Source organism: Pseudarthrobacter defluvii (genome assembly GCF_030323865.1).
Classification (GTDB): Bacteria; Actinomycetota; Actinomycetes; order Actinomycetales; family Micrococcaceae; genus Arthrobacter; species Arthrobacter sedimenti.
The window spans coordinates 200,786-214,812 of the sequence record NZ_CP066362.1 but is presented as its reverse complement, the minus strand read 5'-3'; the positions used below and the strand labels follow the sequence as shown (position 1 = coordinate 214,812).

The window sequence follows — 14,027 nt, the reverse complement described above, 5'->3', positions numbered from 1 at the left end:
CCCGGCCCTATTGCGTTTTGGGTACGGCTGATGCTGTAGGTACGGCCGCCATGCGCGCGGCCACCTTGACGGCGTCAAGGCTTGAGCCGACGTCGTGGACGCGGACGGCCCAGGCGCCGCGGTAGGCGCTGATGGCCGTAATGGCCGCCGTAGCCCCATCCCGTTCCTCGGGAGCGGCGGCTTTCCCGGCCACGGTGAGGAGGGTGCCCAGGAAGCGCTTGCGGGAGGCGCCCACCAGGACCTTGTGGCCCAGGCTGTCCAGCTGGTCCAGGTTCTGCAGCAGTTCCCAGTTCTGGGCGTCGTTCTTGGCAAATCCCAGGCCCGGATCGATGATGATCTGTTCCTGGCTGACACCGGCCGCGTAGAGCTTGTCGCGCACTCCTGCCAGTTCCGCCACCACTTCCCCGGCAACATCGGTGTACTCGGCAAGCGAGTTCATGGTCCGGGCGTCGCCGCGCCGGTGGGTGAGGACGTAGGGCACCTTGGATGCTGCCACGAACTCGGCCATTTCAGGCTCGATGCTCAGGCCGGAAATGTCGTTGACGATGGCGGCGCCTGCCTTGACTGCAGCTTCCGCGGTGGAGGCATGGGTGGTGTCGACGCTGACCAGCGCCCCGGCCTTCACCAGGGCCTCGATCACGGGCAGCACCCGGCGCTGCTCTTCGTCGGGGCTGACGTCATCCGCGCCCGGCCTGGTGGACTCGCCGCCGACGTCGATGATGTCCGCACCGGCGTAGAACATCCGCAGGCCTGCGGCGATGGCGGTGTCCGCCGTATCGTGCTTTCCGCCGTCGCTGAAGGAATCAGGGGTGACGTTCAGGATGCCCATGACCAGGGCCCGGCCGGTGGGCAGGTCTTCGAAGCGCGCGGCCGGGCGGGGCTTGCGCAGAATGGGCAGGGGGGAGGTTGCGGGCCCCGTTCCGGGGGCTGCAGCGAGTGAATCCATGGTGTGTGGTTACCTTCCGAGGATGAGGCTCATGGCTTCGGCACGGGTGGCCGGGTCATGAAGCTGCCCGCGGACCGCACTGGTGACGGTCTTCGCTCCGGGCTTACGGATGCCGCGCATCGACATGCACATGTGCTCGCATTCAACGACGACGATGGCGCCGCGGGGCTTGAGATGGCTGACCAGCGCTTCGACGATCTCAGTAGTGAGCCGCTCCTGCACCTGCGGCCGTCGGGCGTACATGTCCACCACCCTGGCAAGCTTGCTCAGCCCTGTGACCCTTCCGTCGTGCGACGGGATGTAGCCAACGTGGGCCACGCCGTGGAACGGCACCAGGTGGTGCTCGCAGGTGGAGTAGAAGGGAATGTCCTTGACCAGGACCAGTTCCTCGTGGTCCAGGTCAAAGGTGGTGGAAAGAATTTCCGCAGGATCGTGGTGCAGCCCGGCGAACATCTCCGCGTACGCCTTGGCCACCCTTTTGGGTGTGTCCAGGAGGCCGCCGCGGTCCGGGTCCTCGCCGATGGCAAGGAGGATTTCTCGGACGGCCGCCTCGATTCGTGGCCGGTCCACCTTGTGGCTCGTGGGGTGGTGGGAACCGTCCCCCGCCGGATATCCGGCGGAGGCGGAAACGTCGTCGTCGTCGAAGGAAGTCACAGGGAAAGCTTAGCCGCGAAGGGTGTCAGGCCCCGAGTCGGTGACTCCGCCCTTGAAGGGTGCATCCTCCGGCACGCCCTGGGGGTGCGGGGGCTGGGCGTCCAGCGGCTCGTCCAGCCGGGCCTTCTTCGCTTCTTCCTGCGCTTCACGCTCGGCACGCTCCTGGCGGGTCTCCACCGGTCCGGCCAGGACGGGGCGGGTTTCCTTGGAGAGCCACACCTCGCGGAAGTCGCGCTTGCGCACATCGCGGAAGATGTCGGCAATTTCGGCCTGGTTGAGGGTTTCCCGCTCCAGCAGCTCAAGGGCCAGCAGGTCCAGGATGTCGCGGTTCTCGGTGAGGATTTCGTAGGCCTCATCGTGTGCCTGCTCAATCAGGCGGCGCACTTCCTCATCGACCACGTAGGCGATCTGGTCCGAGTAATTGCGCTCGTGCCCGGCGTCGCGGCCCAGGAAGGGCTCGCCGCCGCCCTGGCCCAGGCGGACCGCGCCGACGCGTTCGCTCATGCCGTACTCGGTGACCATCTTGCGCGCGGTGCCGGTGGCCTTCTCGATGTCGTTCGAGGCACCGGTGGACGGGTCGTGGAAGACGATCTCCTCGGCCACCCGGCCGCCCATGGCGTAGGCCATCTGGTCCAGGAGTTCGTTGCGGGTGACGGAGTACTTGTCGTTTTCCGGGACCACCATGGTGTAGCCCAGTGCACGGCCGCGGGGAAGGATGGTGATCTTGGTGACCGGAGCCGAGTTCCGCAGGGCCGCCGCCACCAGGGCGTGGCCGCCTTCGTGGTACGCGGTGATCTTGCGCTCGTGTTCCTTCATGACGCGGCTGCGCTTCTGCGGCCCGGCCATGACACGGTCGATCGCTTCGTCCAGCGCGCGGTCATCGATCAGGTTGGCGTTGGAGCGGGCGGTGAGCAGCGCTGCTTCGTTCAGGACGTTGGCGAGGTCCGCACCGGTGTAGCCGGGCGTCTTCTTGGCCACAGCCTTCAGGTCGACGCCGGGCGCCATCGGCTTGCCCTTGGCGTGCACCTGCAGGATCTGGTCGCGTCCGATCAGGTCCGGCGCTTCCACCGAGACCTGGCGGTCGAAACGGCCGGGGCGCAGCAGCGCGGGGTCCAGGACGTCGGGCCGGTTGGTGGCGGCGATCAGGATTACGTTGGTCTTGACGTCGAAGCCGTCCATCTCCACCAGCAGCTGGTTGAGGGTCTGCTCGCGTTCGTCGTTGCCACCGCCGATGCCGGCGCCGCGGTGGCGGCCAACAGCATCGATTTCGTCCACGAAGATGATGGCCGGCGAATTGGCCTTGGCCTGCTCGAAGAGGTCGCGGACGCGGGACGCACCCACGCCGACGAACATTTCCACGAAGTCCGAGCCCGAGATGGAGAAGAAGGGCACGCCGGCTTCACCGGCGACAGCGCGGGCCAGCAGCGTCTTACCGGTGCCCGGAGGGCCGTAGAGCAGCACGCCCTTGGGGATCTTGGCGCCGACGGCCTGGAACTTGGCCGGTTCCTGCAGGAATTCCTTGATTTCCTGCAGTTCCTCCACGGCTTCGTCGGAACCTGCGACATCAGCGAAGGTCACCTGCGGCATGTCCTTGCTGACCATCTTGGCCTTGGACTTGCCGAACTGCATGATCTTGGAGCCGCCGCCCTGCATGCGGGTCATCAGGAACCAGAAGAGGGCGCCCAGCAGGATGACCGGGATCAGCAGGGAGAGCAGGCCGGAGAACCAGTTGCTCTCGATTGGCTGGTCGGTGAAGCCCTGGGCGGGCTTGGCGTCGGTGACAGCCTTCACCACGTCCTGGGCACGGGCATCCACGAAGAAGAACTGGACGCTCTTGCCCTTGTCCTGCCCGTCCAGCTGCAGGTCGTCCTTCAGTGTGAGGTCAACGCGGTTCTCACCGTCGAAGATCTTGGCCTGCTCCACCTTGTTGCTGGAGAGCAGTTCCAGGCCCTTGTCAGTGTCGATCCGGGCCGCACCGCCGGGGGCGAGCGTTGCAAAAGCCACGAGGAGCAGACCGACCACAATGACGATCCAGATGCCCGGGCCTTTGAAGAAGTTCTTAGCTTTCATCTGTTCGGGGGCTGGCCCCGTCCTTCCGGTAGTGCTTCACGGCGAGTACTCTGCGCACGTGATGGTGCTGCGTCAGCTTCTAGCTATACACCGTCCGGAGTACATCACGCATAGCGAAAAGCAAAAGTTCCCTGTGGGCGTAGCGGGACAGACAGCGCACCGAATGCGTTGGAAGGGCCTGGGGTTACTCGTAGACGTGCGGTGCCAGGGTTCCGACGAAGTCCAGGTTGCGGTACTTCTCGGCATAGTCCAGGCCGTAGCCCACCACGAACTCGTTGGGGATGTCGTAGCCGACGTACTTGACGTCGATCTCCACCTTGGCGGCGGTGGGCTTGCGGAACGCAGTGCAGATTTCCACCGAGGCGGTCCCGCGGGATTCCAGGTTGGTCTTGAGCCAGGACAGGGTGAGGCCGGAATCGATGATGTCCTCGACGATCAGCACGTCCTTGCCCATGAGGTCCGTGTCCAGGTCCTTCAGGATGCGCACCACACCGGAGGACTGGGTTCCCGAACCGTAGGAGGACACGGCCATCCAGTCCATGGAGATGTGGCTGTGCAGTGCCCGGGCAAGGTCCGCCATAACCATGACAGCGCCCTTGAGGACGCCCACAATGAGGATCTCGCGGCCTTCGTAGTCCTTGTCGATCTGCGCGGCGAGTTCGGTGATCCGCTGCTGGATCTGCTCCCTGGAGTAGAGAACGTGCTTGAGGTCTGCCTGGACGTCGTTTGAATCCACCAATGGCTCCTGTTTAGATGCGGGGTGCGACTATTTTGCGGGCGGTTTTTGAGGCCGGAATACTAGCTTCCCACAGCGCGCCCGTTCGCGGGGAACAGAAGAGCCGCCCCCGATGGCAGCCGGCCCGGGATTGCCTTTCGATTCCTCCAGCTGCGCCAGCGACAACCGGTATGCACTTACGCCGCCGGGAAGCTCCACAGGACCGGCCGAACCCTGCCGCCGCAGCAGCGCTTCCGCCGCCAAAAGGCGCTGGTAGCTGGGCTGCTGCCCGCCGACGTCGGCCGCTGCCTTGGCGATCACCCGGAACCGGATGGCCGGGGCCAAGGCGCGCAGCGCCTCCTCCGGCAGGCTCAGCCCGCCGTCGTCCCGCTCCACGAGCGATGCGAAGGTGCTTTCCGCCACATCCTCCAGGTAGTCAGCGTCCAGCTGCAGGATGGCGGCGGTCCGGGCCAGCGATTCGGCCACGCCGGGGCCGAGTTTTTCCTCAAGGTGGGGGAGGACCTCCACGCGGGTCCGCGACCTCGCAAAGGCGGGATCGGCGTTGGTGGGGTCGTGCCAGGGGTCCAGCTCCTCCACCGCGCAGATCTCCTCCGTGTCTGCCCGGCGGAGCCCCAGGAAAGGACGAAGCAGTTTGCCTCGGGTTGGGCGCATGCCGGCGAGCGAGCGGGTCCCGGAGCCGCGGGCCAGGCCCAGCAGCACCTGTTCGGCCTGGTCGTCGAGGGTGTGGCCCAGCAGGACTGCTTCCGCGCCTTGTTCCGTGGCGGCGGCTTCGAGGGCCGCGTGCCGGGCCTCCCTGGCAGCTGCTTCCGGTCCCATGCCGGCGCCGGCCACGGTGACGGTCCGGACTTCCACCGGTGAGAGGCCAAGCTCCTGCAATGTCTTGGCGGTGCGGGCGGCAATGGCAGCCGATCCGTCCTGCAGCTGGTGGTCCACCACCGCGGCGCCCACGGTCACAGGGTGCCCGTCCACGTGGCCGCGGCGGGCGAAGTAGGATGCGACGGCGGCGAGCGCCAGGGAGTCCGGCCCGCCGCTGCAGGCCACCATGACGTGGCGGGGGTAACCTGCGTCCGCCAGGGCGTTCTGCAGCATTTTGCGCGCCGTGCCGACGACGGGCGCAAGCCTCCCGGGCCGGCGTCGTCCGCTGTGAACGGCGGCAGGCGCGCCTTCGGGCAACTGGGCGTCAGGCAATCAGAGGCCCATCCGCTCAAGCCACAGCTTGGCGTCGTGGATCTCTGGCTCGGTGGGCAGGTGGTCTGCCGACTCCCAGACCTTGTTGAACCCGTCCATGCCTGCCACATCCACCACGGCGCGGACAAACCGCGCGCCGTCGGAGTACTGGCGCATCTTGGCGTCCAGGCCCAGGAGGCTGCGGATGAACTTCTCCACCACGCCGCGGTCCTTGCCGCGGTCGTTGAAGCGCTGCCGGATGGTTTTAACGGAGGGAACGATGCTGGCGTCCACGGCATCCATCACCACGTTCGCGTGGCCTTCGAGCAGGCTCATCACGGCGGTGAGGTGCGAAATGGCGGCCTTTTCCTCCGGGTCCTGCAGCAGGTCCAGGATGGCGCCGCGGCGCGGCGCGTCCCCGGTGGCTGAGCGGTCCTTCAGGGAACGGGCGGCAGCGGACGCGCGCTCCATCAGGGAGTCGACGTTGCCCAGGAGGTGGCCGCTGAGGTTGTCGATTTGCTCCAGCATGTGGTGGCGCAGCCAGGGGGCGGCCGCAAACTGGACGCGGTGGGTTTGCTCGTGCAGGCATACCCAGAGCCGGAAATCCTCCGGCGTGACGTTGAGCTCGCGTTCCACCGAGACGATATTCGGCGCCACCAGCAGGAGCCGGCCGCCGGCGGGAGCCGTGGAGTTCTCGGCCAGTGCCGCGAAGGGGTCGTACTGGCCCAGGACCTTGCTGGACAGGAAGGCCAGGACGGCGCCCAGCTGGCTGCCGGTGATGGCACCACTGACGCTGGCCGCAGAGGGGCTCAGGGACCCGCGCCGGCTGTCCAGCATCTTCTGCATGGCAGGCTTGAGCATCACTGCGAAGCTCTGGGTGTTGGCCTTGGCCCACGATGCCCGGTCCACTACCAGCACCGACGAGTCGCGGAGGTCGCGTGCCGCTTCCAGCCCGGTGATTTCATGGACGTGCGGCACAGAGGCGTCCGCAAGACGGCGCAGGCTGTCCACCGCCTCGCCGATGGCCTTTTCGTCAAGCACGGGGCCGGCCGGAGCCAGCCGTGCCGCGGTGGAAGCAGCGAGGTCCCAGTTGATCAGGGCCTGCGCCTGGTCGGGGTGGACCCCATTGGATTGGGCCCCGTTGGACTGGGCTGCTGAGGACAACGTCGATGCGGACTCGCGCGCAGTGGACTCCATGAGTCCCATCAGAACACAGCAGGCTGGGGATCGTCCTTAAGTTCGCTCACCGGCGAACTTCCACAGCCGCTGCACAGGAGGCCGAAAGCGCTGCCCCAGCCAGGCCAGCCGAGCTGGAAGCACAGGAAGATTCCGCCCCGAAGGAGGCCGCCATGATTCCCTACCGCCCTGTTCCTCCCCTGACCGCAGGCCCGCGCAAGGGCTGGGCATCGGTGCTTGCCGCCGTCGTGATGGCTGCTTTCCTGGGAGTCCAGCCGCAGTAGCGGCAGCGGTACTAGCGGCAGCCGCAGCCTGCAAGCGCCGTGGCCGCCCTGTCCAGCGCTTCCTTGTTGCCGGCCGCCCCCGGCGTCAGGCCGTTGCCGAGGAACGAGAACACCAGGAGCCTGCCGTCGGCGTCCACCACATAGCCGCTCAGCGCCAGCACCGTGTTCAAGGTCCCCGTCTTGGCGCGCACCAGCCCGGCGCCGCCGGAGGTGGTGGCGTCTCCGTACCGCATGTCCAACGTGCCGGACAAGCCACCCACCGGGAAGCCGTCCAGAACGGCACGAAGCCTGGTATCGGCACCGGTGGTAATGGCCCGGACCACGTCCGTGAACTGGCGGGCGGAAACCTGGTTGCCCATGGCCAGGCCGCAGACATCCACCAGTTTCATGGTGTCCGAGGACAAGCCAGCGGCCCCGGCTTCGGCAGCAACCGCCGCGGTAGCGCCGTCATTGCTGCCCGGCCGCCCGTTTGCCACCGCTGCCATGCGCCCCATGGTTTCGGCCAGGTAGTTGTCCGAGACCTGCAGCATGAGGTTCACTTGCTCCGCCACTGTGGCGGAGTCGGCGGCGGCGAGGAGTGCGGCGTTGGCTTGGGACGCTCCCGGTGAACGTTCGACGCCGGCCGCCACGGTCAGTCCCGCACCGGCACCTGCCGCGCGGAGCAGGGCCGCGAATTCCTGGGTTGCAGCCAGGGCGGAGTCCTGCGGGCGGGGGCCGGTGGTGACGGCGGGATCGAAGCGCGCGGAGTTCAGGGCCAGCGGGTACAGCGGGGCGATTTCCCCGGCTTCCACGTCACCGGACTGCCAGTTGGGGTTCAGTGCGGGACCTGTAAAGAGGGAATCATCCACCAGCACCGTGATTTCCCCGGTTGTGCCGGCGGCCTGCAGCGCCTGCACGGTGGCTGCGGCAAGCGTGGCGAGGCCCGCGTGGCCCATCACCTGCTCCGGCTGCGACTCCCCGGCGCCCAGCAGGACGTCGCCGCCGCCCACCAGCACCACCTGGCCCGGGGCAGGGCCTTGAATCACCTTCGTGGTGAAGCGGTGATCGGGCCCCAGGGTGCGCAGCGCGGCGAGCGCCGTCAGCAGCTTAAGGTTCGACGCCGGCACCCGGCCGTCCGCGCCGCCCCGGTCAAAGAGCACCTGGCCCGTGAGCGCGTCCTGCACCATGCCCGTGAAAGTACCGCCGCCGTCGCCCTTTAACACCGGGTCCACCTGGGCTGTCACCGCCGGCTGCGCGGGGACCGGAGCCGAGGGCTGGAGCGGGGCAAGCACCTGCGCAGCGGAAAGCGTGGCGGGCGGTTGCTGCCACGCAGGCGGCGCCGGGACGGGTGCGGGAGCCTCAGGGCCTCTGAACCCGGGGGCCACCAACAGGACCCCCGGGATGGCAAGGACGATCAGGATCAAGGCAGCGAGGGCCAGCGGCCAGGGCTTGCCCGGACTTTGGCCCGGGCTTTCCCGCCGGCTGGACCGACGGGCGCGCAACGGTTCCCCGCCGGTTGTTTTGGTCATGCTGGTGCTGGTCCTCAAGTCCTGAAATTTCCCCACAAGTTCCTGATTCCAGGGCCTCTCGCTATATCCTCAATTGTAGTCGGCGGCACCGACACTCTTTTTTGTGGGCCCGTCAAGTGTGCCGCGCACCCCCTGCAATTGCCGAGGAGCATTCCCATGAAGCACGACGTGACCATCGAGATCCCCAAGGGATCACGCGTCAAGTACGAAGTTGACCACGAGACCGGCCGCGTCCGCCTGGACCGCGTCCTCTTCACCTCCATGCAGTACCCCACGCACTACGGGTACTTCGAGAACACCCTCGGCGAGGACGGCGACCCGCTGGACGCATTGGTGCTTCTGCAGGACTTCGACCTGCACCCCGGCGTCATCGTTGAGTCGCGCCCCATCGGCGTCTTCAACATGACCGACGACGGCGGCGGAGATGCCAAGATCCTCTGCGTCCCCGTGGATGCCCGCTTTGACCACATCCAGGAAGTCAGCGACGTCAACGAGTTCCTGATCAAGGAAATCGAGCACTTCTTCACCCGCTACAAGGACCTGGAGCCCGGCAAGTGGGTCAAGGCCGAGGGCTGGGGCGACCGCGCGGCCGCCGAAGCCGAGCTGGAAGCATCCATCAAGCGCTACGTGCCCACCGGACACTGACCCCACCCACCTAGGCCCTAACCTCGCTTCGCTCGGTCAGGGAACCCTGACGGCGTGGGCCCACCCACCGAGGCCCTAACCTCGCTTCGCCCGGTCAGGGAACCCTGACGGCGTGGGCTTACCCTTCACACCAGTCCGACGGCGGGTGCCTGGCTTTTCGAAGCCGGCCACCCGCCGTCGTTGTTTCAGGAACTTATGGCATGGTGGGGCTGTGAGTTCCGAGCCAGCGTTGACCTCCCAGCTTTTGTTCCACCCGCCCTGCGGGCCCGTCAGTGGATGGCGCGACGGCGACGTCATCCGCGCCACCGGCATCCCCTATGCCAGGGCCGGGCGGTTCCAGCCGCCGGCACCGGTCCCGGACTGGACCGCCGAGTTTGCGGCAACGTCGCTCTCCCCGGCGTGCCCCCAGGCACCGGTCCCGTTCCTCGACGCCGTCCTGGGCACCAAATACGGTGAGCTGCCCGGCAGCGAGGACTGCCAAAACCTTTCCATCACCATGCCCGGCGATCTCGCTCCGGACGAGAAGCTGCCCGTCATGGTCTGGATCCACGGCGGCTCCTACACCACGGGGTCGGGCGACCTGGCGATCTTCGACCCCGCCCGGCTGGTGGCCGAGAACCGCATCATCGTGGTCTCCGTGACGTACCGCCTGGGTTTGTTCGGCTTCCTGGCGACGCCTGCCGGGCGTCCCGGCAACCTGGGGCTCCTGGACCAGCTTGAGGCGTTCCGCTGGGTGCAACGGAACATCGGGGCATTCGGCGGGAACCCACGCCAGGTCACGGCTTTCGGCCAGTCCGCCGGCGGCGACGCGATCGCCCACCTGATGGCCACGCCTGAGGCGCCCGCACTCTTCCAGCGCGCCATCATCCAAAGCGCCCCGCTGGGCATCACCAGAGGGCGGGCGAAGATGAACCACGCCATGGGGATTGCCGCGGACGGCGTCACGGAACAGACCCCTGCCATGGACGTGGTGGCGCTCGAAACCCAGGTGACGCAGGTGGCCAAGAAGTTCGGGATGTTGGCGGCCATGCCGTTCGGCACTCAGTACGGGCACGATCCGCTCCCCGGGGAATCCGGCATCGAGGCTGCCTGGAACCGGACTTCCCCTGCCATCGAGGTGCTGATCGGGCATACCTCCGAGGAGGCCCGGCTGTTCCTCCCCCGCAGCCCGCGCCTGATGCGCCTCGCCGCGGTTCCACTGGTGGGCCGTGCTGCCGTGCGCGCCATCGACTGGGTGGTCACCGAAACCGTGTACGGGCGGGCCACCCGTCGCTTCGCCCGCCGGCACGCCAAGGCAGGCGGACAAGTGCACCGCTACGTCCTGGACTGGCACGCACCCGGCAATATCTTCGGCGCCGCCCACACCGTGGACCTGCCCCTGCTGCTGGGAAACCGGAAAACCTGGGACGGCGTGGGGCTCATCGCCGACGCCCGCTGGGAGGATGTGGACATGACCGGCAGGGCGGTGAGGTCATTGTGGGCCGGTTTTGCCCGCGGTGATGACCTCGGCGAGGCTGGCGTGGTGGACAACGCCCTCCGCTACCGGCGCGTCTGACAGGCCAATGAAGACCCTCGGCGTGGATCTGGCGGCCGCCACGAAGAAGACTGCGGTGGCGGTTATCGAGTGGAGCAATGACCGGGCCAAGCTCGCCCACCTGGCCCTGGACGTGGACGACCGGGAGATCGTGGACCTGTTCGGCAGCTGCGACATGACCGGGGTCGACTGTCCCGTGGGCTGGCCGGACGCACTGATCCCCTTCCTGGCCGGCCATCTGAACTTCGATGCCGCCCCGGTCCTTGAGCACGACGGGATCGCCGGCCGGCGGCTGCTGGCCTACCGGGACACGGACCGGTTTTGCACCGCCCAAACGGGGCTGATCCCGCTCAGCGTGTCCGCGGACAGGCTGGCCCATCCGGCCATGCGCTGCGCCGTGATCCAGGCCAAGATCGCGGCACTCCACGGCCCGCAGCCGCGCGACGGTTCAGGCCGGCTCGCCGAGGTGTACCCGGCAGCCGCACTCAAGATCTGGGGACTGAACGGGCGCGGCTACAAAGGCCGGGGCATCCCGGAAGCGGAACGCCTAAGCCTCCTGCTGGCGGCCCTCGAAGAGCAGGCGCCCTGGCTGAACCTGGCCGGACACCGGGACAGGCTCACCGCTTCGGACGACCTGTTCGACGCCGTCATCGCCTCGCTGACCGCCCGGGCCGTGGCCCGCCGTCGTACGCTCCTGCCCGATGCCGGGCACGCTCAGGCCGCCCGCAGCGAAGGCTGGATCCACCTGCCCTCCTGCACGCTGGACGACCTCCCGCTTTAGGGCGTCAGCCGCCCAGCTTCCAGTTCCGGATCTCTTCCGGGTCCTCGCCGTGGGTGCGCGTGTGTTCGCGCGCCCGGTTGCGCCGGTCCTGCAGGTCCTGGCGCAGGAGCGAGTGCTTCTCGGCCAGGCCGGGAACGCGGTCGATGGCGTCGATGGCCAGGGTGTAGCGGTCGATGCCGTTCAGCATGGCCATGTCAAAGGGCGTGGTGGTGGTCCCCTCTTCCTTATAACCGTGCACGTGCAGGCCCTGCTGGTTGGTCCGCCGGTAGGCCAGCCGGTGGATCAGCGCCGGGTAGCCGTGGTAAGCGAAGATGACTGGCTTGTCCGGGGTGAAGATCCCGTCGAAGTCGTGGGCCGGCAAGCCGTGGGGATGCTCGCTCTCGTCCTGGAGCCGCATCAGGTCCACCACGTTCACCACGCGGACCTTGAGCCCCGGCGCACCGTCGCGGAGCAGTTCGGCGGCTGCCACGGTCTCCACGGTGGGGACGTCTCCCGCGCACGCAAGCACGACATCGGGCTCCTCGCCGGGCACTTCCGAGCCGGCGAAGGTCCAGATGCCCAGGCCGCGGCGGCAGTGGTTGGCGGCGTCGGCGGGGCCAAGCCAGGTGGGCGAGGGCTGCTTGCCGCTGACCACGATGTTCACGTAGTCCGTGGACGCCAGGCAATGTTCCATGACGGACAGCAGGGTGTTGGCATCCGGCGGCAGGTAGACGCGGATGACCTCGGCCTTCTTGTTCACGGCATGGTCGATGAACCCCGGGTCCTGGTGCGAGAACCCGTTGTGGTCCTGCTGCCACACGTGCGAGGACAGCAGGTAGTTCAGCGACGGGACGGGCTGGCGCCAGTGCAGTTTGCGGGACACCTTCAGCCACTTGGCGTGCTGGTTGAACATGGAGTCGACGATGTGCACGAACGCCTCGTAGCAGTTGAACACCCCGTGCCGTCCAGTCAGGAGGTAACCCTCCAGCCAGCCCTGGCACAGGTGCTCGCTCAGCACCTCCAGGACCCTGCCGGAGCGCGAAAGGTGCTCGTCGACGTCGTCAATCCGGTACTGCCACACCTTGTCGGTGACCTCGTAAACGTTCTGGAGCCGGTTGGACGCCGTCTCATCCGGGCCGAACAGCCGGAAGTTCTCCATGTTCTGCCCGATGACGTCCCGCATCCAGGACCCGAGCGTCACCATGGGGCTGACGCGCTCGACGCCGGCAGATGGAACCTCGACGGCGTGGTCCTGGTACGCGGGCAGTTTCAGCGCGCGCCGCAGCACTCCGCCATTGGCGTGCGGTGTGGCGCTCATGCGGAAGTCGCCGGTGGGCGCACCTTCGGCGACGTCCGCGCGCAGCCGGCCGTCGCCGTCGAACAGTTCATCCGGCCGGTAGGACTCCAGCCACTCTTCCAACTGCTTCAGGTGCTCGCCGTTGGTGCGGACCTCGGGCAGCGGAACCTGGTGGGCCCGCCACGTGCCCTCCACCTGCAGCCCGTCCACGGTGCGGGGCCCGGTCCAGCCCTTCGGCGAGCGCAGGACGATCATGGGCCAGCGGTGCCCGCCCTCCCCCGCCTCTTCGCCGGCCGCGTCCTGCCGGTGGGCGTCCTGGATGGCCCTGATGTCGGCCAGGCAGCGGTCCAGCACGGCCGCGAAATCCCGGTGCGCCTGCGCGGTGTCATCCGGGTCCGCCACGGTCACGAAGTAGGGCTCATGGCCGTAGCCGCGCAGCAGCTGCTCCAGCTGCTCCTGCGGCATCCGGGCCAGGACGGTGGGGTTGGCAATCTTGTAGCCGTTGAGGTGCAGAATGGGCAGCACGGCGCCGTCCACGGCCGGATCCAGGAAGTTGTGCGAGTGCCAGCTGGCGGCCAGCGGCCCGGTTTCGGCCTCGCCGTCGCCAATCACGACGGCGGTCACCAGCTGGGGGTTGTCGAACACCGATCCGTAGGCGTGGGCCAGGGAATATCCGAGCTCGCCGCCCTCGCTGATGGAGCCGGGGCTTTCCGGGGCCGCGTGGCTGGGGATGCCGCCGGGGTAGGAGAACTGGCGGAACAGTTCAGCCAGGCCAGCCTCGTCATTGCCCACGTGCGCATAGATTTCGGAGTACGTTCCCTCCAGCCAGGCATTGGCGACGACGGCGGGACCGCCATGGCCGGGGCCGGCAACAAAGAGCATCTCGAGGTTGTCGCGGCGGATTGCGCGGTTCAGGTGGGCATAGACGAAGTTGAGTCCAGGGGTGGTGCCCCAGTGGCCCAGCAGGCGGGACTTGGTGTCCTCCGCCTGCAGCGGTTCGCGCAGCAGCGGGTTGGAGCGCAGGTAAATCTGGCCTACCGAAAGGTAATTGGCCGCCCGCCACCATTTGTCGACGAGTTCGAGTTCTTCCTGGGGAAGGCCATTCTGCTGCGCTTCATCCTGCATCTCATCCTGCCCAGTGCTGCCGGCCATAACCATCCTCACCTCGGGTGTGCCGCTGCAGGCGGCCGTTCCCCCATCGCAACAGATGAAGGGGCAGGCAGGCAACCCCCGCCGTCGAACCTTGCCCT

Annotated in this window: 11 protein-coding genes; 3 read left to right on the top strand and 8 right to left on the bottom strand. The window is 67.6% G+C overall.

Annotated elements, in window-relative coordinates:
• Positions 1 to 7: 7 nt before the first annotated feature.
• The 7 genes from folP to dacB all read right to left on the bottom strand — a co-directional run bounded on the left by folP (position 8) and on the right by dacB (position 8,541).
• Entirely contained in the window at positions 8 to 946 is a 939-nt protein-coding gene (gene folP, locus JCQ34_RS01050) for a dihydropteroate synthase (RefSeq protein ID WP_286400953.1), read from the bottom strand.
• 9 nt (positions 947 to 955) lie between these two features.
• A complete protein-coding gene (gene folE / locus JCQ34_RS01045) occupies positions 956 to 1,600 on the bottom strand; it encodes a GTP cyclohydrolase I FolE (protein WP_286400951.1) in 645 nt (214 codons plus the stop codon).
• A gap of 9 nt (positions 1,601 to 1,609) precedes the next feature.
• A complete protein-coding gene (gene ftsH, locus JCQ34_RS01040) occupies positions 1,610 to 3,670 on the bottom strand; it encodes an ATP-dependent zinc metalloprotease FtsH (protein WP_286400950.1) in 2,061 nt (686 codons plus the stop codon).
• Positions 3,671 to 3,854: 184 nt separating this feature from the next.
• Positions 3,855 to 4,406: a hypoxanthine phosphoribosyltransferase gene (gene hpt / locus JCQ34_RS01035; protein WP_142042755.1), complete on the bottom strand. Its 552-nt coding sequence runs from the start codon at positions 4,404 to 4,406 to the stop codon at positions 3,855 to 3,857.
• A 30-nt stretch (positions 4,407 to 4,436) separates the two neighbouring features.
• A complete protein-coding gene (gene tilS, locus JCQ34_RS01030) occupies positions 4,437 to 5,495 on the bottom strand; it encodes a tRNA lysidine(34) synthetase TilS (protein ID WP_286400947.1) in 1,059 nt (352 codons plus the stop codon).
• A 99-nt stretch (positions 5,496 to 5,594) separates the two neighbouring features.
• Positions 5,595 to 6,770 carry a zinc-dependent metalloprotease gene (locus JCQ34_RS01025; protein WP_286400945.1) on the bottom strand — a complete coding sequence of 392 codons (1,176 nt, stop codon included), beginning with the start codon at positions 6,768 to 6,770 and terminating at the stop codon, positions 5,595 to 5,597.
• A gap of 274 nt (positions 6,771 to 7,044) precedes the next feature.
• On the bottom strand, positions 7,045 to 8,541 hold the full coding sequence (gene dacB / locus JCQ34_RS01020; RefSeq protein ID WP_286400943.1) for a D-alanyl-D-alanine carboxypeptidase/D-alanyl-D-alanine endopeptidase: 1,497 nt from the start codon (positions 8,539 to 8,541) through the stop codon (positions 7,045 to 7,047).
• A 156-nt stretch (positions 8,542 to 8,697) separates the two neighbouring features.
• Here dacB and JCQ34_RS01015 point away from each other — a divergent pair, with 156 nt between their 5' ends.
• From JCQ34_RS01015 to JCQ34_RS01005, 3 genes are all read left to right on the top strand, one after another.
• On the top strand, positions 8,698 to 9,186 hold the full coding sequence (locus JCQ34_RS01015) for an inorganic diphosphatase (protein ID WP_018762663.1): 489 nt from the start codon (positions 8,698 to 8,700) through the stop codon (positions 9,184 to 9,186).
• Between the two features lie 211 nt (positions 9,187 to 9,397).
• On the top strand, positions 9,398 to 10,741 hold the full coding sequence (locus tag JCQ34_RS01010; protein ID WP_286400941.1) for a carboxylesterase family protein: 1,344 nt from the start codon (positions 9,398 to 9,400) through the stop codon (positions 10,739 to 10,741).
• Between the two features lie 7 nt (positions 10,742 to 10,748).
• On the top strand, positions 10,749 to 11,501 hold the full coding sequence (locus JCQ34_RS01005) for a DUF429 domain-containing protein (protein ID WP_286400939.1): 753 nt from the start codon (positions 10,749 to 10,751) through the stop codon (positions 11,499 to 11,501).
• Between the two features lie 4 nt (positions 11,502 to 11,505).
• Here JCQ34_RS01005 and JCQ34_RS01000 read toward each other — a convergent pair whose 3' ends face one another.
• Entirely contained in the window at positions 11,506 to 13,929 is a 2,424-nt protein-coding gene (locus tag JCQ34_RS01000; RefSeq protein ID WP_286400937.1) for a phosphoketolase family protein, read from the bottom strand.
• Positions 13,930 to 14,027 lie beyond the last annotated feature (98 nt).

Coding starts and splice junctions, on each gene's coding strand:
- JCQ34_RS01000 (WP_286400937.1), bottom strand. CDS start 13,929: ATGGCCGGCAGCACTGGGCAGGATGAGATGCAGGATGAAGCGCAGCAG.
- tilS (WP_286400947.1), bottom strand. CDS start 5,495: ATGCTGCAGAACGCCCTGGCGGACGCAGGTTACCCCCGCCACGTCATG.
- JCQ34_RS01015 (WP_018762663.1), top strand. CDS start 8,698: ATGAAGCACGACGTGACCATCGAGATCCCCAAGGGATCACGCGTCAAG.
- folP (WP_286400953.1), bottom strand. CDS start 946: ATGGATTCACTCGCTGCAGCCCCCGGAACGGGGCCCGCAACCTCCCCC.
- JCQ34_RS01005 (WP_286400939.1), top strand. CDS start 10,749: ATGAAGACCCTCGGCGTGGATCTGGCGGCCGCCACGAAGAAGACTGCG.
- dacB (WP_286400943.1), bottom strand. CDS start 8,541: ATGACCAAAACAACCGGCGGGGAACCGTTGCGCGCCCGTCGGTCCAGC.
- ftsH (WP_286400950.1), bottom strand. CDS start 3,670: ATGAAAGCTAAGAACTTCTTCAAAGGCCCGGGCATCTGGATCGTCATT.
- JCQ34_RS01025 (WP_286400945.1), bottom strand. CDS start 6,770: ATGGAGTCCACTGCGCGCGAGTCCGCATCGACGTTGTCCTCAGCAGCC.